Below are 23583 nucleotides of genomic sequence, written 5' to 3'. Positions count from 1 at the left end.
TATACAGTAAGATTTCTTGATGTCGATCCTGGTTAGGAGAAGTTTAACAAGCAATATCCTTGATACACTATTTATACAGGCATTTAAGATTTTCTTGAATGTCTTTGTTGTGCAAGAATAAGGTTAAAGCTTGTAAACTATTAAGTTTTCTATCAATAGGTCGAATGTCTTTAAACGAAATTTATGAATGAATCTAAATGGTTATAGAAAGTTATTTCTAGTATGTTCATGCTATAATAGTATTAGACTTCGTTTTTTGGAGAGGTAAATGAAAAAATATAAGCATTTATTATGGCTCTCTGGCCTGGTCATCGTTTTGATTTCGCTATCTTCATTGAATGCTTGTAGTTTGGGTGGTGAAACTATTCCCCAAAATAGAACAAAGGAACAGTTCGAGTTTGAAAAAACGTTTGATCCCATGTTTAAATTTTTGGAACAAGAGCAGAAGGATTTTAATGGGCTGGAAGCTTATAAAAGTAGAGTCTATATAAAAAATGGTGACGAAGTCAAAAGATATGAAATTGACCTAGATATTACCAAGGCAGATGATAAGGGTGACTATAGAATACAAATCGGAGAAAACAAAAAAACGGTTCCCGTTAGTTATTCTAATGGCAAGTTGCATTACGATTCAGAGATAGACCCTTTATTTGATGAAGAGATTCTTAATTTAGTTGTCAAAAGAGATGTTTTTGACTCCTTGAATGTAAAAAGAACGTTAAGAACCGGAACAACAGAGCTTAGTGAAATTATCTACCAGCCAGACACTCACTTTGAACTCTTTCAAAAACTGAAAAGCAAATATGATCTACCAGAGGAAACAACGTGCCAAATTAGAATAGATTACTCAGATAAAACAAATTATGGGATTACAATACAGTTAACATCGAAAGAGATGTCTGTCAAAATTGGTTTAACTATTATTAAAAAACGGGGCTAACGATTTAGGAATGTTATTGAAAAGAGTTTTTTAACTCTGAGAAGGATTTAAAGGTGACTATGAAAGTAAAATTTAAAGAAACAAATAAAGTATTTTTCAAAATAGTAGAAGTAGAGGGAGAAAAGTATATTCTAGATTTGACGACTGTTAGACCAAAATCCTATTTCTGGGGTTCTCTTCCTGATGAGATCACTGCAAAAATGCAAAAGTTAGATAAAAGAGATATGCGTTTTGAGAGTGTAGCTCCAACTATGAGTAAATCAATTGGGATTGCAATTGGTACAGCAATAGGGGGATCTGGCTATCGGCTAGTGACGAATTTTTTTAGAAATAATGGGATTAGTCACAATCTTCCTTTAAAGATAGGTTTATATGGTCTGTTCATATTCCTAGCTTATCTTGTTTTCTGGTTCATTGCCATAAGAGCTCGTCATAGTGTCCAAAAAAGACTTGAGAATAAAGCTTCAAACTATCAAATAACCTTTAAACCAGTTGGAAATAAACGTCAATTAAAACATTACAAACTTCTTCCTTTTATCCTTGTTCCGACTCTTGGATGTTTTGCATTTTATCTATATACTGTTAATGGAACAGAGGGAGCCCTACTTGTTATTAATAGTATTCTATTATTGGGATTTTTTACAGTGATTTTAGGCATGTCACCGCTCCGAGAAAGTGTCGAAAAGCAAGAGATTATTTTTGATAGAATAGAGAAGTTATAAATTAAGATGAAAGCTGTTTATGATCCTATTTTGCAGGTCACATTGGGCTATTCTATCAGAAAAAATTAGGGAACTGATTAGAGAGCATTTTGTTAGTCAATGACTCATTTAAGGTTCAGAACTTCTCTCGTAATGCCACATTGTAATTTAGAAAAGGAGTAAAAATGAATTATTTAGAAATACGTAAGAAATATGCATTTTATAGAAAAGTCGTGATTGTTTTGGCTGTTCTTCTCAGTCTTTTTGTAGCTTGGATGGTGAAAGATAGGACTACTCAAACCCTTTGTATTTTATTCATAAGTGCACTTTTATTTCTTTTCATTGCACTAATCAGAAGAGGGTATGTAAGGAGTGTTACTAAGTTACTGCATATGGACTTAGATTTACCATCTTGGAAGCAATACATTGAATTGAAGAAAGATGCAAAAAGAGATATTATAAAAATGGATGTGACACTAACATCTGTTGGGTATTCCTATATGATTGGTGATTTCAATGCTGCCATTAAGGAGGCTTCTGAAGCAATGACTGATCAAAAACTGAAGCCGAAATACAGGGATTTCTTTGAGAGTTACCTCGTTCGCTCGACAGTTCTTGCAAATCCAAACCTAACCATAGATGAGCTTGATCTTATACTAAACAAAATGTCCATCTCAGATTCCTCTCTAGCCGAGAAAACAAAAAGCGTAAGTATTGCACTTTACGATTTAACAATTGCTCATCAATTCAATGATTATTTTGAAGAATTGGAAAACGAGTTTAAATATCAACAATTGGAAATCATTTACTATCAAGCTTTGAACTCTAAATTAAAAGGAGATATGACTAGGGCGAATGAGTTGTTTAGAAAACTCGCTCAAGAAGATGAACAGCTTTATATCGTTCAGAAGTCTAAAGAATTTTTAAATAGTGAATCTATTAATTAGCGATGAATAAGTACAGAAAAGGATAAAAAGGATTAAGTGTGAAATCAAATAAATTATTGCTAATAAACGGAGTTGTTTCTTTAATTGGAGCTTTAACGATTACTTACCTTTCTTCTAAAATGTGGAAATTTGAACTCATTTACTGGGTGATACCTAAGCTTGTTAGACTTTCTAGTTGGGATGGAATCTACTTTTCAACTTGTTTAATATTGCTGTTTTTTGGTTTTGTAGCATTCCTTCTTCATGATGAGGAATCAAAAGTCGATAAGAAGACTTATCAGTTTCTTTTGATTGCATCGATTATTGGTTTTATTCCAATATTAGCTCGATTATCCAGTGTGTTCGCATTTGTTTCAGCTATCTTTTACTTAATGGATTATATAAAATTTTCGAAAAAGTAAAGTAGTGAATTGCTAACAATAAGTATTTATTCTTGTTTAAGTTGAGGTTAGTGTTTGATACATTAACGTCTCTATTCTAGTTAGAGGATTCGATTTTTCAAGCATTTAGATGGCGTTTACATAACTCAAGTGATATAATTAGTTACTAGAATTTTTGTAACTATTAAAGGAGTACTATTAATGAAAAAAGCAATGTTAATTATCAACCCTACCTCTGGTGGGGAAAAGGCTTTGGATTATAAGGTCAAGCTGGAGAATAAAGCAAAAGATTATTTTGAGCATGTGGAAACCAAAATTACCGAAAAAGCGCTGGATGCGACAAACTTTGCTGAGGAAGCGTCTCGTGAGCAGTACGATGCAGTGGTTGTTTTCGGTGGAGATGGGACTGTCAATGAAGTCATTTCGGGTATTGCTGAGAGAGACTACATTCCTAAGTTAGGAATTATCCCTGGTGGGACGGGCAACCTTATTACGAAACTGTTGGAAATCAATCAAGACATCGATGGTGCGATTGATGAACTCGATTTTAATTTAACCAATAAGATTGATATCGGTAAAGCGAATGACAACTATTTTGGTTATATCTTTAGTATCGGTTCTCTGCCTGAGGCGATTCACAATGTGGAGATCGAGGACAAGACAAAATTCGGTATATTAGCCTATGCTGTAAATACCATGAAGTCTGTGATGACGGATCAGGTCTTTAACATTAAGATTGAGACAGAAAATGGAAATTATGTTGGTGAAGCTAGCCATGTTTTGGTTCTCTTGACCAATTACTTCGCTGATAAGAAAATCTTTGAAGAAAACAAGGACGGCTATGCTAATATTTTAATTCTAAAAGATGCTTCAATATTCTCTAAATTATCCGTCATTCCTGATTTACTAAAAGGAGATGTTGTTGGAAATGATAATATTGAGTATATCAGAGCACGTACTATTAAAATCTCTTCAGATAGTGAATTGGAGTCAGATGTTGACGGCGATAAGTCGGATAACCTACCTGTAGAGATTAAGGTACTGGGCCAGCATATTGAAGTCTTTTCACAACCGAAAGAGTAGAAGATAGAAACAAGTTTGTCTTTCACTGCTAAAACTGGTTTCATGTCAACGATTGGAGGAGGAATGAATTCTCTATTTGATGAATTTCGAACAATTTGTTCTCATTTAAACCAAGTCGGAATCACACCAACGCTCATGGGGTCTTTGGGTTTTGAATATCGTTCAAATGAAGAATGGGAGCCGTCTGACATTGACATTCATGTTTCTGGAGATCCTAGAGGCTGGGAAGCGCCCGATCATCTCAGGATTTATGACTGGGACAAGATATTGAAAGTGATGAATCTCTTAGGATATACCTTGGTAGATATTCACGAGCATGAATTCCAAAAAGATGGCGTGAGCGTTGAATTTGGAAGTATCAATTCATTACCAGATTTTGCAGGAGTTTCAGAATCAGATATAGAGTTGATTCATCTCGAGGACATCACTTTTCGTGTTCCAAGTTTAGAACAGTATTTAAGCATTTACAAAGCTTCTTCCCAAGATTCCTATCGAAATGACCACAATAACAATAAGGATTTTAAAAAGATAGAGTGGCTGGAAAGGCATTTGTAAATCATCAATCAGAAAGTAGTAGGTATTAAGACTTACTGCTTTTTTATATTCTCGAAAACAATCCACTCAAAACTACGGACTAGTCTTGAAAATAAAATTTTAAAGTAGTATACTAGAATCAAGACTTTGAAAACGTTTGCGCAGCAAGATGAATGAAAGTAAACTAGGAGACAAATACAATGGAATCAACTGCCATTTACCATAGACCAGAGTCGGAGTATGCTTATCTCTATAAGGATAAGATAATGCACATTCGTATCCGGACTAAGAAAGATGATATTGAAAGGATCCATTTGCATTATGGAGACACTTTTATCTTTTTAGAGGACCATTATGAAGCAAGCAAGGCGATGGTCAAAGTAACTTCTGATGCCTTATTTGATTACTGGCAATCGGAAGTTTCAGTTGGCTATGCGCGACTCCAGTATCTCTTTGAACTCAAGGATAAGCAAGGTCAGAGTATTTTCTACGGCGATAAGGGATGTGTTGAAAACACGCTAGAAAACCTTCATTATGAAGGAAATGGCTTTAAAATTCCTTATATCCATGAGATTGATGCTTGCCATGTTCCTGACTGGGTAGCAAAGACGGTATGGTACCAGATTTTCCCAGAACGCTTTGCTAATGGGAACCCTGGGATTTCACCTGAAGGTGCGCTAGCTTGGCATCCCTCTATCAAACCAAAGTCGAGCGATTTCTTTGGTGGTGATTTACAAGGCATTATTGATCATCTAGATTACTTGCAAGACTTAGGGGTCACAGGACTTTATCTCTGTCCGATTTTTGAATCCCCAAGCAATCACAAGTATAATACGACGGATTATTTCGAAATTGACCGTCATTTTGGAGACAAGGAGACCTTCCGTCAACTGGTGGACCAAGCCCATCGTAGAGGCATGAAAATCATGCTGGACGCTGTTTTCAATCATATCGGGGATCAGTCTCCGCAGTGGCAGGATGTTCTCAAGCATGGTGAAAAGTCGGAATATAAAGACTGGTTCCATGTTCAAGAATTCCCCGTGACCAAGGATAAGGTGGGAAACCCAAGAAAACTCCCTTATCATACCTTCGCTTTTGCCAGCTATATGCCCAAGCTCAATACGGCCAATCCTCAAGTGAGGGACTATTTGTTGAGCGTTGCGACCTACTGGATTGAAGAGTTTGATATCGATGCTTGGCGACTGGATGTGGCAAATGAAGTAGACCACCAATTTTGGAGAGATTTCCGTAAGGCTGTTTTGGCTAAAAAGCCTGACCTTTATATTCTTGGAGAGGTCTGGCACACTTCACAGCCTTGGTTAAACGGCGATGAATTCCACGCAGTCATGAATTATCCTCTCTCCGACAGCATCAAGGATTATTTCTTGCGAGGGACTAAGAAGTCACCTCAATTCATCAATGAGATCAAAAGCCAGTCTATGTACTATAGACAACAGATTTCGGAAGTGATGTTCAATCTTCTAGATTCTCACGATACGGAACGCATTTTGGCTACTGCCAAGGGAGATGCCCAACTGGTTAAGTCTGCCCTAGCTTGCCTCTTTCTACAAAGAGGGACACCGTGTTTCTACTATGGAACTGAGTTAGAATTAGATGGAGGACCAGATCCGGATTGTCGTCGTGTCATGCCTTGGGAACGTGTTTCCGATAGCAATGAGATGTTGAATTTTATGAAGAAGTTGATTCAGCTTCGTAAGGAGGTTTCAGGCATTATCCAACATGGCACCTATAGCCTAAAAGAAATTAAGCCGGACGTGCTAGCTCTTGAATGGGATTATGATGGACAAAAGGTCCAAGCTATTTTTAACCAATCAAGTGAAAACTATCTTGTAGACCGTGATTCTGTAGTGCTAGCCAGTCATTGCCAAGAATTGGGACTGCAACTGGCGATTTTGCCTAAAGGTTTTATCATCCGATAAAAATCGTACTCAAAAAGACTGTTATGAATAGGTGATTCGTGCAGTCTTTTTTTGACTTATGTAGTATAATAAAGCTAAGTCACGGATTATCGGATGAGGTATTAGTGAAGAGTGTTTAAAGAAAAATAGAGACTTTTGCTTTAGAAAGGAAATTTCATGAAACGAACGAGAAAAGTAGTAGCCTTGGGACTGTGTTTGCCCTTATTTCTTGGATTGGCTGCTTGTCAGCAAAATAATACGAGCACTGAAGCTGCAAACCAGACACAGACAAGTTCGGATAAAGTTCCTTGGACGGCTTCATATACCAATCTGAACAATCAGGTCAGTACCGAAGAGGTCAAATCTCTCTTATCAGCTCACTTGGACCCAAATAGTGTTGAGGCATTTTTCAATCTTGTCACAGACTATAATGCGACTGTCGGCTCCACTGGCTTAAGTGGAAATTTTGCCTCCTTTACGAAGACAGAATACGATGTAGAGAAAATTAGTAATCTATGGAATCAAAAAAAGGGTGACTTTGTCGGAACCAACTGCCGCATCAATAGCTATGCGCTCTTGAAAAATTCGGTCACAATTCCAAAGCTTGAAAAGAATGATCAGCTACTTTTTGTGGATAACGATGCTATCGATAAGGGAAAAGTATTTGATGCGAAAGATAAGGAAGAGTTTGATATTCTATTTTCTAGGGTAGCGACGGAAGCAACGATGGATGTAAAAGTTCATGCGCAGAAGATGGAGAAATTCTTCTCACAGTTTCAATTCAATGATAAAGCTCGAATGTTGTCTGTTGTGTTGCATGATAATTTGGATGGAGAGTATCTTTTTGTTGGGCACGTAGGTGTTTTAGTGCCAGCTGAGGAGGGTTTCTTATTTGTAGAGAAACTGACTTTTGAAGAGCCTTATCAAGCAATTAAGTTTGAGAGCAAGGAAGATTGTTACAAGTATTTAGCTACAAAGTATGCGGATTATACAGGTGATGGACTGGCCAAACCTTTCATTATGGATAATGAAAAGTGGGTTGAAGGATATTAAGCTAGGCAAGGGAGAAGTAGTATGGAGACAGTAGTAGCACTTTTAGTTGTCATTCTTATCGGATTCTGGGCTGTAAACATTCTCAAGCCTCGTAAGGCAAATCAAAAAGAAAGATTTTTAGGCTATATGCAGCGCTATGATATAGAAGGTGAGGGTTATCAGTCAGAAGTCTGGGAAGTGACGGAAGATGAGAATGAGAAATAAGGAGGAGAGTCCAAAAACAGTAGATATCTTGCCTTTTTCAAGAAAGGGGACTAACTAATTGGAGGAAACATTATGGGAATAATTGCTAATTATCAATATCTATCTGATAATGAATTAAGCCAAATAAAGCGGTATTCTTGTCAAGAAGAGGATTTGCTTGACTTGGTAGAGGATTATCCTGAGGGAAATGAGACGTTGATAGATATTGACAAAATGTGGGATGCCTTACTCTTTGTTATGACAGGTTTTAGTAGTTCAGAATTTATGGATGACGACCCCTTGAGAGAAGCTGTCTTGGGAGTGACCCCTTTAGAAAATGTGTCAGAATATATAGCCTATACTGAACACTCAAAGATAGCTGAGATTGTTCAAGCTTTAGAGAATTTTGACATGGATAGGGCTCTAGCTGATTTTAGCATGGAAGCATGCAAGAAGGAAGATTTGTATCCCGATATTTGGGATTATCTTGATGAAGAGGAAGAAATCAAGGATGATATTCGAACCTGCTTTGTGAAAATGAAAAACTTTTATAAGAACATCTTAACTCTCAAAGGAAATGTCTTAGTGACTATTTGTTAAGTACTTTTACCAACTGTTAGTCAGGTGCGTGATGAATGCACATGTAGAAAATCGTACACCTGATGATTTGTCTGGTGAAGGAAATATTCCACAGTGTAGTCGGATGGGATAGATAGAAATTGGTTATAGAATTTGTAACCATAATAGATTTTAAACTTTAAGATGGAGGATTAAAGAGATGGGAAAAATTGAATGGGACAAGATAAAGACTCGCTTAGATACCTTGCTGGTCATTGATGAGTATCTGATTGATCCAAGTGAGGATTGGCTCAGACTCGTGATTAAGACTGAGGAAAACTATGGACTCCGCTACCTTATTGACAATGGCTCTGGTGATTCTCTAGATGTGATTTTCACTGATAAAATGATCCTTATAAAGGGCTTTGATCATGAAAGCAGTTTGAGTCAATTTGCTGCGGATGAGTGGAATCAAGACATCATAGACGGATTTTATAGAGGACTGGATGAAAAGTATCAAAACCTATACTCAGAAGAGCAAAAAGATGAAACAACCTTCTTTATCTGGTATGACGGTCAAGAACATCAAAATACCTATCAAGATCAGGACGGTGGCGAATGGTTATTATCCTATTTCTTTGACAGTTTTGAGAAATTTCATGAGTTTGTGACGGATTACTATTCAATTACCGTAGATGAGGACTTATTTAGAAAACTTTACAATCAAGGACAGCTTTCAGAAGTAGAATTGGAGCAGTTGATTCATACTTCCTAGCTGGAAATATGTATAAAATCTGATGAAAAGAATTGATTTTCAATATCAAGTCATACTTTAAGATTATTAAAATATCTAATGGTTGTAGTTTCTTTTTTCTTATATCTTTGACGTTTTAAAACGATTTCTTTTTATTGATGAATAATATTTCACGAACAAAAAACGGAATTCTTTAAAAAAGTTTCACAAAATACTTTACAAGCTCTTATAAATATGATATAGTTATAAGGCTTAGAAAATGAGATGATGTTTTCTAGCAAATATAAACCCGAGTAAAAAATGCCTACGGACAGGCAGGGTTGAATGCCGAAGCGTGGTTGAAAAGCCACATTATTGATAGGGTTAAAAGCCTACTTTTATAAGTTGATGTTAGGACGTTTGTCCTAATTCATAAATTTTAGTGTGGTGAAAGCACACGTCATCTTGTGAAACGATCAATAAAGTACGTAATATTTGCTACTAGAGAGTTAGGAAACATCAGGAACAGACATACTCAACAGAAACCAAAATACACACGTCAGAAGATTGCAGAGCAGGTGAAAACCTGCTCTTTTTTCATAAGACAACCTTTAGTCGCCTTTATCTTCTTGAGGTGCTAAAAATACGGTAAAGGAGTATGTCTTGAAGAAGTTAGATCAAAACCAAGCCCCAATTTACGAGGCCTTGGTCAAACTACGCAAGAAAAGGATTGTCCCCTTTGATGTGCCAGGTCACAAGCGTGGACGGGGAAATCCAGAACTTGTTGAATTGTTGGGAGAAAAATGTGTTGGCATTGATGTCAATTCTATGAAACCCTTAGATAATTTAGGTCATCCTATTTCGATTATTCGAGACGCAGAGGAACTAGCATCGGATGCTTTTGGTGCAGCGCATGCCTTTCTCATGATTGGGGGAACAACCTCATCTGTTCAAACCATGATTCTTTCCACCTGCAAGGCAGGAGATAAGATTATTCTGCCGCGTAATGTCCACAAATCTGCTATCAATGCGCTGGTTTTATGTGGTGCCATTCCAATCTATATCGAGATGAGTGTGGATCCTAAAATCGGCATCGCTTTAGGTCTTGAAAATAACCGTGTTGAACAAGCTATTAAGGAGCATCCAGATGCTAAAGCTATCCTAATCAACAATCCTACCTACTATGGGATTTGTTCGGATCTGAGAGGATTAACAGATATGGCTCACGAAGCGGGCATGCTTGTTTTAGTGGATGAAGCCCATGGAGCGCATTTGCATTTTACAGACAAATTGCCATTGTCAGCTATGGACGCTGGCGCTGATATGGCGGCGGTCTCTATGCATAAGTCTGGTGGGAGTTTGACCCAAAGCTCCATTTTACTTATCGGGGAGCAGATGAACCCTGAGTATGTTCGTCAGATTATCAATCTGACCCAGTCTACATCTGCCTCTTATTTGTTGATGGCTAGTTTGGATATTTCACGTCGCAACTTAGCCCTTCGTGGCAAAGAGTCTTTTGAAAAGGTTATTGAACTATCTGAGTATGCTCGTCGTGAAATCAATGCTATCGGTGGTTATTATGCCTACTCAAAAGAGTTAATAGACGGTGTGTCCGTTTGTGATTTTGATGTAACCAAGCTGTCAGTTTACACTCAGGGTATTGGCTTAACCGGTATTGAGGTTTATGACCTCTTGCGAGACGAATACGATATTCAGATCGAGTTTGGGGATATTGGCAATATATTGGCCTATATTTCAATCGGTGACCGCATCCAAGACATTGAGCGTCTGGTTGGTGCTTTGGCGGATATCAAGAGACTCTACTCGAGAGATGGGAAGGACTTGATTGCTGGTGAATATATCCAGCCCGAGTTAGTCCTGTCTCCTCAGGAAGCCTTTTATTCAGAAAGAAAAAGTTTAAGCTTAGACGAATCTGTTGGACAAGTCTGTGGGGAATTTGTCATGTGCTATCCTCCAGGAATTCCAATCCTAGCACCAGGTGAACGCATTACACGAGAAATTGTAGACTATATCCAATTTGCCAAAGAACGTGGTTGCTCCCTCCAAGGGACGGAAGATCCAGAGGTCAATCACATCAACGTCATTAAGAGAAAGGAGAACTAGATGGATTTATGGTTTTCTGAAGTTCATACTCCAGATGTGAAATTGTCCCTGAGAACCGCCAAGCAACTCTACGCTGGTAAAAGTGAATGGCAGGATATCGAAGTTTTAGACACACCAGCTTTTGGGAAAATACTAATCTTAAATGGCCATGTCTTGTTTTCAGATGCGGATGACTTTGTCTACAATGAAATGACCGTCCACGTTCCCATGGCTGTCCACCCAAATCCCAAGAAAGTCTTGGTTATTGGGGGTGGTGATGGCGGTGTTGCCCAAGTATTAACGCTCTATCCTGAACTGGAGCAAATCGATATTGTGGAACCAGATGAGATGTTGGTTGAGGTCTGTCGTGAGTATTTCCTAGACTTTGCTGCAGGGCTAGATGATCCTCGTGTTACCATTTACTATCAAAATGGACTGCGATTTTTGAGAAACTGTGAGGATGATTACGATATCATTATCAACGATGCGACAGATCCATTTGGACATACGGAAGGGCTCTTTACCAAGGAATTTTACGGTAACAGTTACAGAGCTCTGAAGGAAGACGGGATCATGATTTACCAGCATGGGAGTCCTTTCTTTGACGAAGATGAGTCAGCTTGCCGAAGTATGCACCGTAAGGTCAATCAAGCCTTTCCAATCAGTCGGGTTTATCAGGCGCACATCCCAACCAGTCCAGCTGGCTATTGGCTATTTGGATTTGCATCGAAAAAATACCACCCTGTCAAAGATTTTGACAAGGAAGGCTGGAGAAAACGCCAGCTTTTCACAGAATACTACACTGCAAACTTACATGTGGGGGCCTTTATGTTGCCCAAGTATGTAGAAGACATTTTAGAAGAAGAGGAAGGAAAAAAATGAGTCGTTTATTAGTTATTGGATGTGGGGGCGTTGCCCAAGTTGCTATTTCAAAGATTTGCCAAGATAGCGAAACCTTTAAAGAAATTATGATTGCTAGCCGTACCAAGTCAAAATGTGATGACTTGAAAGCTAAACTAGAAGGCAAAACAAGTACTAAGATTGAGACAGCTGCTCTTGATGCAGACAAGGTAGAAGAAGTGGTTGCCTTGATTGAAAGCTACAAGCCAGAAGCCGTTTTGAACGTAGCTTTACCATACCAAGACTTGACCATTATGGATGCTTGTTTAGCGACTGGAGTTCACTATATCGACACAGCTAACTACGAGGCAGAGGATACAGAAGATCCTGAGTGGCGTGCCATCTACGAAAAACGCTGCAAGGAACTTGGTTTTACAGCCTACTTTGACTACTCATGGCAGTGGGCTTATCAGGAAAAATTCAAAGAAGCAGGCTTGACTGCTCTGCTTGGATCTGGCTTTGACCCAGGTGTAACCAGCGTTTTTTCAGCTTACGCCCTTAAACATTATTTTGATGAAATCCACTATATCGATATTTTAGACTGTAATGGTGGTGACCACGGTTATCCATTTGCAACAAACTTTAACCCAGAAATCAATCTCCGCGAGGTTTCTGCGCCAGGTTCTTACTGGGAAGATGGAAAATGGGTCGAAGTTGAAGCTATGTCTATCAAGCGTGAGTATGATTTCCCTCAAGTTGGACAAAAAGACATGTATCTTCTTCACCATGAAGAAATCGAATCATTGGCCAAAAACATTCCTGGAGTCAAACGTATTCGTTTCTTTATGACTTTTGGTCAATCTTATCTAACGCATATGAAATGCTTGGAAAACGTTGGTCTCCTTCGTACGGATGCTATTAACTTTAATGGACAAGACATTGTGCCGATTCAATTCTTAAAAGCCTTGCTTCCTGATCCTGCCAGCCTTGGCCCACGCACTGTTGGAAAAACCAATATCGGCTGTATCTTTACAGGTGTCAAAGACGGTGTTGAAAAGACCATCTATATCTACAATGTTTGCGACCATCAGGAATGTTACGCAGAAGTTGGTTCACAAGCCATTTCTTACACGACTGGTGTTCCAGCCATGATTGGGACAAAATTAGTGATGAATGGTACTTGGAAACAACCTGGGGTTTATAATCTTGAAGAATTGGATCCAGATCCATTTATGGAAGCTTTGAATGAGTATGGCTTGCCTTGGGTTGTGGTTGAAAATCCGCAAATGGTGGACTAATGAAGTTAGAACAAGTACCAACACCAGCCTACGTCATTGACTTAGCCAAACTAGAGGAAAATTGCCGGATTTTACAGCAAGTTCAGGAAGAAGCGGGCTGCAAGGTTTTACTTGCTCAGAAGGCTTATTCCCTCTACAAAACCTATCCCTTGATTAGTCAGTATCTGTCAGGTACGACGGCTAGTGGTCTCTATGAGGCTAAGTTAGCTAGAGAAGAGTTCCCAGGGGAAGTCCATGTATTTGCACCTGCTTTCAAGGATGCAGACTTGGAGGAATTGCTGGAGATAACGGACCATATCGTCTTCAATTCGGAGAGACAGTTGCGGAAACATGGGGCTCGTTGCCGAGAGGCTGGTATTAGTGTTGGTTTGCGTCTCAACCCACAGTGTTCAACTCAAGGAGATCACGCGCTCTACGATCCTTGTGCACCTGGATCTCGTTTTGGAGTTAGCCTAGACAAGGTACCGAGTGATTTGCTGGACTTAGTGGATGGGCTTCATTTTCATACCCTTTGTGAGCAAGGGGCGGATGATTTAGAGACAACTTTGAAAGCTGTAGAAGCTCAGTTTGGTCCTTATTTACATGAGGTCAAATGGCTCAATATGGGTGGCGGCCACCACATCACAAGAGAAGACTACGATGTGGATTTGCTGATTTCTGAGATTAAAAGAATTCGAGAAACTTACAATCTTGAAGTCTACATCGAGCCGGGTGAAGCTATTGCGCTCAATGCGGGTTATCTAGCAACTGAAGTATTGGATATTGTAGAAAACGGTATGGAAATCTTGGTTTTAGATGCGTCCGCGACCTGCCATATGCCTGATGTACTTGAGATGCCCTATCGTCCACCTTTGAGAAATGGCTTTGAAGCTCAGGAAAAAGCCCATACCTATAGACTTTCTTCCAATACCTGTCTAACGGGTGATGTGATTGGCGACTATAGTTTTGAAAATCCAGTTGAAATTGGTGACAGACTCTATTTCGAAGACATGGCTATTTATTCCTTTGTCAAAAATAATACTTTTAACGGTATTGGCCTCCCAAGTCTCTATCTTATGGACGAGCAGGGAGAGTGCAACTTAGTCAAAGACTTCGGCTACCAAGACTTTAAAGGGAGATTATCATGATGGACAGTCCAAAGAAATTAGGCTACCGTATGCCGGCAGAGTATGAACCACACCATGGCACCATCATGATCTGGCCGACTCGACCAGGTTCATGGCCCTTCCAAGGAAAGGCTGCCAAAAGAGCATTTAGCCAGATTAGCAAGACCATAGCAGAAGGGGAAAGGGTTTATCTTTTGGTGGAGCAGGATTATCTATCTGAAGCCCAATCCTATCTAGGAGACAAGGTTGTTTATTTATATATTCCTACTAATGATGCCTGGGCGCGTGATACTGGGCCGACTATTCTCGTCAATGATAAAAGAGACAAGTTGGCAGTCGATTGGTCTTTCAATGCCTGGGGTGGAGCTGTAGATGGTCTTTATCAAGATTATGAAGAGGATAACCAAGTAGCCAGTCGTTTTGCTGAGGTCTTGGAAATGCCTGTCTATGATGCCAAGCCTTTTGTACTGGAAGGAGGCTCAATCCATAGCGATGGACAAGGAACCATTCTCGTAACTGAAAGTTGCCTTCTCAGTCCTGGGCGTAATCCTCATCTGACTAAAGAGGAGATTGAAAACACATTATTAGAAAGCCTTGGAGCTGAAAAAGTTATCTGGCTTCCTTATGGTATTTATCAGGACGAAACCAATGAACACGTAGACAATGTTGCAGCCTTCGTTGGTCCTGCAGAGCTTGTCTTGGCTTGGACAGATGATCAAAATGATCCCCAATATGCCATGTCAGCAGCTGATTTAGAGCTTTTAGAGAAGGAAACGGATGCAAAAGGTCGTCCCTTCACTATTCATAAATTGCCAATCCCAGCGCTTCATCAAGTTGTAACCGAAGAGGATTTGCCAGGCTACATCTATGAAGAAGGGGAAGAAGAGCGTTATGCAGGTGAGCGTCTGGCAGCTTCTTATGTCAATTTCTATATTGCCAACAAGTCTGTCTTAGTGCCCCAGTTTGAGGATGTAAACGACCAAGTGGCCCTAGATATCCTCAGCAAGTGTTTCCCAGACCGTAAAGTTGTCGGAATTCCAGCCAGAGACATTCTTTTAGGTGGTGGCAATATCCACTGTATCACCCAACAAATCCCAGAATAGGAGAGAAAAATGAGAAATGTAAAAGTTGCAGCGATCCAGATGCAATGTGCCAAGGACGTAGCAACAAATATCCAAACAGCGGAACGTTTAGTTCGCCAAGCTGCAGACCAAGGCGCACAAATCATCCTCTTGCCAGAGCTGTTTGAACGCCCTTATTTCTGTCAGGAACGCCAGTATGACTACTACCAGTATGCCCAGTCGGTGATAGAAAATACAGCCATTCAGCATTTTAAAGTGATTGCTAAGGAACTACAGGTTGTTCTGCCGATTAGTTTCTACGAAAAAGGTGGCAATGTCTTGTATAACTCAATCGCCGTCATTGATGCAGATGGTGAAGTGCTGGGTGTCTATCGGAAGACCCACATACCAGATGATCATTATTATCAAGAAAAATTTTACTTTACGCCTGGTAACACTGGTTTCAAGGTCTGGGATACTCGCTATGCTAAGATTGGGATTGGCATCTGTTGGGATCAATGGTTTCCTGAAACGGCGCGCTGTCTTGCGTTGAATGGGGCAGAATTGCTCTTTTACCCAACCGCTATCGGTTCAGAGCCTATCTTAGATACGGATAGTTGTGGTCACTGGCAACGTACCATGCAAGGGCACGCAGCAGCAAATATTGTCCCAGTCATTGCAGCCAATCGTTACGGTTTGGAAGAAGTCACTCCTAGTGAGGAAAATGGCGGACAGAGTTCTAGTCTTGACTTCTACGGTTCCTCCTTTATGACGGATGAAACAGGAGCTATTCTAGAGAGAGCTGAAAGACAAGGAGAAGCTGTTCTGTTAGCAACTTATGACCTGGACAAGGGAGCAAGTGAACGCCTCAACTGGGGACTATTTCGAGATAGAAGACCAGAAATGTACCAACGGATTACCGACTAGAAGGTAACTTTCATAATAAATTTTTAATATTCACGTCTGTCTTACAAAAATGTAAGATAGGCTTTTTAAATGTAAGATGGGTGTACGATTATACGTAGAAATGTATGCTATACTCTATGTAGATCAAAAAGAAAGAGGTTTATTATGAAAAAATGGAATGCGACGCAGTTGAAGTATCTGATGGCGGCAGTAATGGTTCTGGACCATATCCCTCATATCACCGGGATCGTTTCTCCTTTGTGGGAAGGTATCTTCCACGCCTTGACCCGTTGTGTGGGAGTTTGGTTTGCCTATATGGCTATGGAAGGATTCATCCATACTCGAAACCTGAGAGACTATCTCATCCGTCTCTGGTCTTGGGCGCTTATCATGTTTGCTGGAAATAGCCTTCTCAATGCGCTATTTGCATCCAAAGGAGTAATGGTCAATAATAATATTTTCTTTACTTTGGCCATCGGTGTCACCATGCTTTGGATTGGTTTTCCCAGAAAAGAACTGGATAAAAAAGAGAAGTTGTGGCGTCGGATTGGGCTTGCTGGTCTCTTGATTTTCGGTTGTCTTTTTACCGAGGGTGGTATCACCATGCTACCATTTCTCTTGATTAGTTACTCTTGCCGAAATCGCAAGGGCTTGCGAAATCTCCTTTATGCTTTTCTCTGGGCATTCTTGTTAGTGACTTCCATCCAAATTTATGACACTTGGCACCAAACACTGGAAATGATGCTTTTCAATTCTGACTGGCTCTTTGTCACCGTATTTCCTTTTATGGCCTTGTATAATGGACAGCGAGGAAAAGAAACTAGTTGGAGTAAATATTTCTTTTATATTTTCTACCCAGCTCATCTATGGATTATAACTTTGATTGCTTATTTGCTTAAGTAGATTCAATACTCATTAGCTCCTTCTTGCTTAAAATGTGAGAGGAGCTTTTCTGTATCTGGAATTCACAATAAAACATGTTATAATAGTTTTAGAAAGGACGAGGTTTATGGCGAGCATACTTGTAATTGAAGATAATAATGAAATCCAGGAAATTTTAAGAACCCTTCTTGCAGAGGAACACGAGGTGATTCAAGCATTCTCTGGGACAGAAGGTATCATGCAATTTGACAAAGGTGGCATCGATCTCGTCTTGCTAGATATCATGCTCCCTGGGAAAAATGGCGACCAAGTCTTGCAAGCTATTCGACAAACTAGTCAGACTCCGGTCATCATGCTTACTGCTTTAGGTGATAAAAAACTCATCAGCCAATATCTACTAGACGGTGCCAATGATTATGTAGTAAAACCTTTTGATTTGGACGAAGTCTTTGCCAGGGTCACCGTGCAATTACGCCAAAGTGGTGAACATCAGTCAGAAGATCGAAGAGAAATTGATAACCTCGTACAAAATTTTAAAAATATCCAGTTTGATGCGGATAGTTTTGAAATAAGCAACTCTACTGAAATCATTCGCCTTGCAAAGAAAGAGTGTCAGATTCTCCAAATGTTGCTCCAGCATCCTAAAAAAATCTTCACCAAGGAAGAACTCTATGAATTGATTTGGGAAGAAAGTTACTTGCCTGGAGATAATACGCTCAACACTCATCTAAGCAATCTCCGTAAAAAACTGCACCAACTGGATCCGAATCACGAATACATCGAAACCATTTGGGGAGTTGGTGTTCGATTAAAAGGAGACAAGCAATGATGTACATTTTGATATCTATATTACTCCTTACTAACATTATTTTGGCGATTTCTTTGATTCGCTATCATATAGCAATTAGAGATTTAAGCAGACAAATCGAAGAAAAGATTCGCTCTGGTAGCATGAAGAGGATCGGGGTAAATTTCTTTTCAAAGACCATTTTGCGTCTACATAACCAAATTGAGAATCTATTTCAAGAAGTGGAGCAAAACCAACTAATCATGAAGTGTGAAAAACGCACCCTAGATATGGCAATCAGTAACATCGCTCATGATATTCGGACACCTTTGACAATCGCTTCAGGATATACTCAGCAACTAATAAAACACCCCGATAATAGTCAGGAAACTTTAAGCAAAATATCCCATCATCAGGAGTTGGTTTCCAAACGTTTGGAAGCTCTTCTTGAATACCGTCATTTGATGGAAGGAGCAGTCAAACCGAAACTGGAAGAGCTTGATTTATCAACCTTTATAACGAAGAAGACTTTAGCCTATTACGATGTTTTCCAATCTTCACAGATTGTTCTTGATTTTAACGTTGAACCAGGATTAAAAACGACGACTGATGAGGACTTGCTTGATCGAATTATACAAAACCTCCTTGGAAATGTTCTCAAGCACGGCAAGGAGGAGGCTCGACTTTCTTTGAAAAAGAAAGAAAATAGGCTTGTTTTACAAATCGATAATATTGTCAAAAAACCTATCAAAAATATAGACAATCTCAGCAATCGTTTTTATTCTGAAAATATGTCGGATACTGAAGAATCCTCTGGTTTAGGTCTCTATATTACCGAGGAATTAGTTCATCTTCTTGGAGCGGATATGAAGCTAGTTGCTGATGGAGAATGGTTTTCAGTTTTTATTTATTTTTAACAGAAGAAACCTCCTCTATACCGACCTCAAAAAGTTAGACAAATAATTTAAGCGAAGTATTTAGTTCTGTACTGCACAGGACTAAGTCCTTTTAGTTTTACCTTAATTCGTTTGTTATTGTAGTAATCAATGTAGTTTACAATGGCTTTCTCTAAATCTTCAAGCGACTGAAACGACTTCTCATAGCCATAAAACATTTCGGATTTAAAGATGCCAAAGAAGGACTCCATCATGCCATTGTCTGGGCTGTTACCCTTTCGTGACATGGATGCTTGAATTCCCTTACTCTCTAAAAACCTGTGATAAAAATCGTGTTGGAATTGCCAGCCTTGATCGCTATGGAGAATCGTATGCTCGTAGTGTTTCTCTGTAAAGGCCTGGTTTAACATAGCTTTCACTTGTTCTAAGTTTGGTGAAATTGAAAGATTATAAGCGATAATTTCGCTGTTAAAGCCATCTAAAACAGGCGATAAATAGAGTTTCTGTGTGCTATTTAGAATGGCAAATTCTGTCGCATCCGTATAGCACTTTTCCATTGGTTTGGTTGCTTCAAACTGGCGTTGAATGAGATTCTCTGCTTTCTTGCCAATCTCTCCTTGGTAGGAAGAATACTTCCGTTTCCGACGAATTCGAGCTGTTAGACCAAGGACCTTCATCAGACGTTGAACTTTCTTATGATTCACTACAAAACCTCGATTTCTTAGTTCAAGAGTAACTCTCCGATAGCCATAGTTGCCTTTGTGCTCAGTATAAATTGCCTGTATTTCAGCTTTGATACATTGATTTTTATCATCGCTCCTACCCAGCTGTTTCAAGTGGTAGTAGTAAGTTGAGCGAGACAAGTCAGCCGTTTCAAGAAGTAAATCTAAACGAAATCCTCCTGAGACCATCTCTCTAACTGTCTCTGCCTTTCTCGATCTAAGGTTTCGTCCCAGTCTTCCAGCTCTTTTAACTTTTTTAGGTAAGCCACCTCAGTCCGTAAGCGTTCATTCTCCTCCTGGAGTCGTTCTAATTCTGTCATTTCTTCCCAAGTTTTCTTCCGTTTACGTCCCATTTTAGCTGGTCTCCCTCTTGTTTTCTCAACAATAGTATACCCATTTTTCTTGTATTGCGCCAGCCAATTTGAAAGCATACCACGATTTGGGAGAGCATATTCGAGAGAAACACTATCTTGAGACCAGTTTTCATGTAAAACTTTATCAATCATTTCTTGTTTTAAATCTGGAGAATAGTAACGATTTTTTCCTTTTTTGACGAACTCTATTCTGTAACAGTCAATTAATTTCACCATGTACTTTATAATTGAATTAAAACTTTGAAAATGATATAATTTAAATATCAAACTATTGTTGGAGGGTTCATGTATCAATATATAGGAATACTTTTTAAGAAAAATAAAATTAAATTTATTTTATCAATTGTTTTTTCAGTTATAATTTCATTTTTTAATATTATGTCAGCTATAATTTTAAAAAATTTTATTGATATTGCAATTGAAGGAAATAAAGTGAGACTGAACTCACTATTAATTTATTCACTTTTATATATTATAGGTTTTTTATTTGTATCATTCATCTCCTCGTATTTTAAGAAACAATATGTTTCTAAAGCATATAATAATTTAAGAACTTATTTTATTGAAACTTTGTTCTCAAAAAAAATTAGTTTTCTAAATCAATTAAATTCTTCCAAATACTCTACTTTTTTTTCTAGTGATTTAGAAAAAATGAGACTAGATTTTATAGATAACATAATTGTTGTTTTCCAAAATGTTGTTACCTTACTCTTGTCCCTTTCAATTATGGTATTTTTCGATATACATCTATTTATAGGTATTTTATTTACTTCAATTATTTCATCATTAATTGGTGGAATTTTTCAAAAAATGTTACCTAAATCGGAAAAGCTTGTAAAAGAATATCAAAACACAGTATCAAAATTACTTAATGATATTATAGGAGGTTTTCATACGATTAAATTATTTAGGGCTGAAAATATAGTTACAGAAATATGCAAAGACAAATTACTTTCACTTGAAAGTTATGAACTTGAAAAAGAAAAAATATTAAATCTTTCAAAAAGTTTTTCAGCAATGAGTACAAATATAATGGTATTTATTCTATTTTATATAGGAGCAAGTCAAGTAATGGAAGGAAAAATATCATTTGGTACTATTGTAGCGTACATCCAGCTTCTAAATTTTATTGTTGTTCCTATCCAAATTATTCCAGAATCTATTTTGAAGTTCCAATCAGTTAACAATATTTTAGAAAATGTTGAAGACCTTCTTTATATTGAATGTGAGCAACCTACGAAGTCTATTAGTGAAGATTTTAAGAAGGATATAAGATTTGCTAATGTTTCTTTTAAACACACCCACTCTGATACTTATGCTTTGAAAGATATATCACTTAAGTTTGAGTATGGGAAGAAATATATAATCGTAGGACAGAGTGGCAGTGGAAAGACAACTTTATTAAATTTATTGCAAAAATTCTGGACAAACTATAGTGGTTCAATAACAATTGGAGAAAATGACGTAAAAAATATTAATGAAGAAGTGCTATATAGAAATATTTCAGTTATGCAACAAGAAGTATTTATCTTTGATGACTCTATTCTTAATAATATTACTTTATTTTCCAACTTTGATCATGATTTTTTAGAAGAAGTTATTATAAAATCACAATTAAAAAATTTAGTGGATAAAAGAGGGCTCCATTATAAATGTGGAGAAAACGGAGGAATCTCTCTGGAGGAGAAAAACAAAGAGTTGCGATTGCAAGAGCTTTATTGCAAAAGTCTCCGATAATTGTATTTGATGAGGCTACTTCATCTCTAGATAATAAGACGACTAATCAAATTGAAGAAGTCTTATTAGATATGAATCAAGTTACACAAATCGTTATATCACATAGGCTCAATAAAAAAGTTTTAGAAAAGTTTGACCAGATAATTGTGATGAAAAATGGACAAATAGTAGAAACTGGAAATTTTGAAGATTTAATTGACAAAAAAATGGAATTTTGGGCTTTATATAAAATTAATAACTAGGAGAAGAGAAAAAATGAAAGAGTTACTAACATTATCACAGAATCAAATTGGAACATTTTCACAGTTGATTGAAGGAGATTATTCAATTGGTGTCAATGCTGTTTTTAAAGGTGAGGTAGATAATGAGATTTTTAGAAAAACTTTGGAAACAATTGTATTAAATAATGATATTTTTAAACTGAGTTTAATAAAGAAAGATGTCACTATATTTCAAGTTTTGAATAACTCTAACCAATATGGATTTCAAGTGTTAGAATTTGATTCATTTAAAGAATTTGAAACATGGCAAGAAACTCATGATTTTAGACGGATAAACTTAGATTTTTTGATTGATTTTTATGGGATAATTATAAAAGACTATGGTTTTGGAGTATATTTTAAGGTTCATCATCTGATATCGGATGCTTTTTCAGTTGGTTTGTTAGTTAATGAATTTATTTTTACCTACAGAGGTTATGAAAAAAATTCTTTTTCAAAGATTGAGAGGGGAGCCTATTCTAAGGTATTAGATGCGGAAAATAATTATAAACACAGTAAGAAAATTGATAGAGATAAGAAGTTTTGGATTTCGGAATTTCAATATAACTTAAATAATTCCTATCTTTCCAGCAAAAAGACGGAAAGTTATAGAGTTAGAAGAAAATCTTTCAATCTTAGTGACTCTGAATCAGCTGAATTGAAAAATTTTGCAGTACAGAATAATGTTTCGGAACTTTTTATTTATATGGCAGCTTTTTCAATCTTTATGTCAAGGATAAACAGGGTAGAAGAAGTTAATATAGGAACTACGTTGCATAGTAGATTTGGTAAAAATCAAAAGAATACAATGGGAATGTTCGTTAATACAGTACCGATAAATATTAAAATTGAGAAGGAACTAAAATTTACTGAATTTGTAAACCAAGTTGATAAAAGAAAGACAAATATCTTTAAACATAGCAAATTTAACTATACAAGTCTTAAACAAGAATTAACTGAAAATTTTGGGTTCAAAGGAGATCTATTTGATGTAATTATAAATTACCAAACAGCTAAAAAAGAGTTTTCTGATGAATTTAAAATTTCTTGGGAGAACTGTCAGTACCAGTCGAATAATTTGACGATTAGTCTAAATTGTTGGGAAGACGGAACTTTCAAGATTGATTTTGACTATTTGGATGACGTATTTAGTGAAGAGGAAATAGATAATATCAATAGGCAAGTAAATAATATTCTATTTAATGGTTTGCAAAAAACTGATTATCAAATTTCATCTCTAAAAATGATTGATGAGGCTGAGGAAGCGTTATATGACAAAATAAATTTATTAGATAAGGTTACGTATCCAATTTCAGATGTAAAATCACATTTTGAAAAAATTTGTGAGGATAACTTGGATAAGACTGCACTTATTTATGATGGAATAAAACTCACATATGATCAGCTGAATAAAGAAGCAAATAAAGTAGCAAGAGTTTTGTTAAATAAAGGAATCAAAAAGGGTGATTCAGTAGCTATTATTTCTGATAGAAACCTCCAATTGATCATTAATATACTAGCAATTATTAAAGTTGGAGCCAGATATATTCCTATTGACCCTAATTATCCTATAGAAAGAA

General features: G+C 37.5%; 24 protein-coding genes. 23 read left to right on the top strand and 1 reads right to left on the bottom strand.

Features of this window, described 5'->3' with window-relative positions; all coding sequences use genetic code 11:
• The first annotated feature begins 268 nt into the window (after window positions 1-268).
• The 20 genes from HMPREF0849_RS00145 to HMPREF0849_RS00050 all read left to right on the top strand — a co-directional run bounded on the left by HMPREF0849_RS00145 (window position 269) and on the right by HMPREF0849_RS00050 (window position 18931).
• Window positions 269-940 carry a hypothetical protein gene (locus HMPREF0849_RS00145; protein ID WP_000760103.1) on the top strand — a complete coding sequence of 224 codons (672 nt, stop codon included), beginning with the start codon at window positions 269-271 and terminating at the stop codon, window positions 938-940.
• Between the two features lie 59 nt (window positions 941-999).
• A complete protein-coding gene (locus HMPREF0849_RS00140) occupies window positions 1000-1662 on the top strand; it encodes a DUF443 family protein (RefSeq protein ID WP_033605299.1) in 663 nt (220 codons plus the stop codon).
• A gap of 164 nt (window positions 1663-1826) precedes the next feature.
• Window positions 1827-2588 (top strand): hypothetical protein, encoded by a 762-nt coding sequence (locus HMPREF0849_RS00135; RefSeq protein WP_001108322.1) that lies wholly within the window; start codon window positions 1827-1829, stop codon window positions 2586-2588.
• A gap of 38 nt (window positions 2589-2626) precedes the next feature.
• Window positions 2627-2989: a hypothetical protein gene (locus HMPREF0849_RS00130; RefSeq protein WP_000841304.1), complete on the top strand. Its 363-nt coding sequence runs from the start codon at window positions 2627-2629 to the stop codon at window positions 2987-2989.
• 180 nt (window positions 2990-3169) lie between these two features.
• Window positions 3170-4051: a diacylglycerol/lipid kinase family protein gene (locus HMPREF0849_RS00125; RefSeq protein WP_000710097.1), complete on the top strand. Its 882-nt coding sequence runs from the start codon at window positions 3170-3172 to the stop codon at window positions 4049-4051.
• Between the two features lie 63 nt (window positions 4052-4114).
• The gene (locus HMPREF0849_RS00120) at window positions 4115-4606 is read left to right on the top strand and encodes a hypothetical protein (protein WP_001086573.1); all 492 of its coding nucleotides are present in this window, start codon (window positions 4115-4117) and stop codon (window positions 4604-4606) included.
• A 179-nt stretch (window positions 4607-4785) separates the two neighbouring features.
• On the top strand, window positions 4786-6525 hold the full coding sequence (locus HMPREF0849_RS00115; RefSeq protein WP_000446123.1) for a glycoside hydrolase family 13 protein: 1740 nt from the start codon (window positions 4786-4788) through the stop codon (window positions 6523-6525).
• A gap of 156 nt (window positions 6526-6681) precedes the next feature.
• On the top strand, window positions 6682-7557 hold the full coding sequence (locus HMPREF0849_RS00110; RefSeq protein WP_000831844.1) for a DUF4300 family protein: 876 nt from the start codon (window positions 6682-6684) through the stop codon (window positions 7555-7557).
• A gap of 21 nt (window positions 7558-7578) precedes the next feature.
• Entirely contained in the window at window positions 7579-7761 is a 183-nt protein-coding gene (locus HMPREF0849_RS00105; RefSeq protein WP_000451082.1) for a hypothetical protein, read from the top strand.
• A gap of 72 nt (window positions 7762-7833) precedes the next feature.
• Complete coding sequence (locus tag HMPREF0849_RS00100; RefSeq protein ID WP_000511283.1) at window positions 7834-8340, top strand: YfbM family protein; 507 nt, start codon at window positions 7834-7836, stop codon at window positions 8338-8340.
• A 178-nt stretch (window positions 8341-8518) separates the two neighbouring features.
• Window positions 8519-9073: a hypothetical protein gene (locus HMPREF0849_RS00095; protein ID WP_000515978.1), complete on the top strand. Its 555-nt coding sequence runs from the start codon at window positions 8519-8521 to the stop codon at window positions 9071-9073.
• A 621-nt stretch (window positions 9074-9694) separates the two neighbouring features.
• Window positions 9695-11155: an aminotransferase class I/II-fold pyridoxal phosphate-dependent enzyme gene (locus HMPREF0849_RS00090; protein ID WP_000732152.1), complete on the top strand. Its 1461-nt coding sequence runs from the start codon at window positions 9695-9697 to the stop codon at window positions 11153-11155.
• Complete coding sequence (gene speE / locus HMPREF0849_RS00085) at window positions 11156-12016, top strand: polyamine aminopropyltransferase (RefSeq protein WP_000366708.1); 861 nt, start codon at window positions 11156-11158, stop codon at window positions 12014-12016.
• Complete coding sequence (locus HMPREF0849_RS00080) at window positions 12013-13272, top strand: saccharopine dehydrogenase family protein (protein ID WP_000088752.1); 1260 nt, start codon at window positions 12013-12015, stop codon at window positions 13270-13272. The genes speE and HMPREF0849_RS00080 overlap by 4 nt, the downstream gene beginning before the upstream one ends.
• Window positions 13272-14399 carry a carboxynorspermidine decarboxylase gene (gene nspC, locus HMPREF0849_RS00075; protein ID WP_000764383.1) on the top strand — a complete coding sequence of 376 codons (1128 nt, stop codon included), beginning with the start codon at window positions 13272-13274 and terminating at the stop codon, window positions 14397-14399. Before HMPREF0849_RS00080 ends, nspC begins: the two co-directional genes overlap by 1 nt.
• Entirely contained in the window at window positions 14396-15481 is a 1086-nt protein-coding gene (gene aguA, locus HMPREF0849_RS00070) for an agmatine deiminase (protein WP_000969471.1), read from the top strand. The genes nspC and aguA overlap by 4 nt, the downstream gene beginning before the upstream one ends.
• Window positions 15482-15490: 9 nt before the next feature.
• Window positions 15491-16366, top strand: a complete 876-nt coding sequence (gene aguB, locus HMPREF0849_RS00065) for an N-carbamoylputrescine amidase (RefSeq protein WP_001246710.1) — start codon at window positions 15491-15493, stop codon at window positions 16364-16366.
• Between the two features lie 144 nt (window positions 16367-16510).
• Window positions 16511-17248, top strand: a complete 738-nt coding sequence (locus tag HMPREF0849_RS00060) for a TraX family protein (protein ID WP_000759208.1) — start codon at window positions 16511-16513, stop codon at window positions 17246-17248.
• Window positions 17249-17354: 106 nt separating this feature from the next.
• A complete protein-coding gene (locus HMPREF0849_RS00055; protein ID WP_000146574.1) occupies window positions 17355-18056 on the top strand; it encodes a response regulator transcription factor in 702 nt (233 codons plus the stop codon).
• Entirely contained in the window at window positions 18053-18931 is an 879-nt protein-coding gene (locus HMPREF0849_RS00050; protein WP_000990192.1) for a sensor histidine kinase, read from the top strand. Before HMPREF0849_RS00055 ends, HMPREF0849_RS00050 begins: the two co-directional genes overlap by 4 nt.
• 47 nt (window positions 18932-18978) lie before the next feature.
• Here the strand turns inward: HMPREF0849_RS00050 and HMPREF0849_RS10070 are convergent.
• A protein-coding gene (locus HMPREF0849_RS10070) for an IS3 family transposase (protein ID WP_442852089.1) occupies window positions 18979-20297 on the bottom strand; the annotation gives its coding sequence in 2 pieces (ribosomal slippage) (window positions 18979-19883 and window positions 19883-20297; 1320 coding nt in all).
• Between HMPREF0849_RS10070 and HMPREF0849_RS10025 the strand changes: the two genes are divergently transcribed.
• The 3 genes from HMPREF0849_RS10025 to HMPREF0849_RS00030 all read left to right on the top strand — a co-directional run.
• On the top strand, window positions 20292-21743 hold the full coding sequence (locus HMPREF0849_RS10025) for an ABC transporter transmembrane domain-containing protein (protein ID WP_050540547.1): 1452 nt from the start codon (window positions 20292-20294) through the stop codon (window positions 21741-21743). The two genes, HMPREF0849_RS10070 and HMPREF0849_RS10025, sit on opposite strands and share 6 nt — an antisense overlap.
• Window positions 21659-21985, top strand: coding sequence for an ATP-binding cassette domain-containing protein (locus tag HMPREF0849_RS10755; protein ID WP_083800480.1), 327 nt, complete (start codon window positions 21659-21661; stop codon window positions 21983-21985). Before HMPREF0849_RS10025 ends, HMPREF0849_RS10755 begins: the two co-directional genes overlap by 85 nt.
• A gap of 13 nt (window positions 21986-21998) precedes the next feature.
• Window positions 21999-23583: condensation domain-containing protein (locus HMPREF0849_RS00030; protein ID WP_000661396.1), on the top strand; the 1585-nt coding region annotated here is incomplete at its 3' end.

This window comes from Streptococcus sp. C300, from assembly GCF_000187645.1.
Lineage (GTDB): Bacteria > Bacillota > Bacilli > Lactobacillales > Streptococcaceae > Streptococcus > Streptococcus oralis_CQ.
This window is presented reverse-complemented; position numbering and strand designations above follow the sequence as displayed.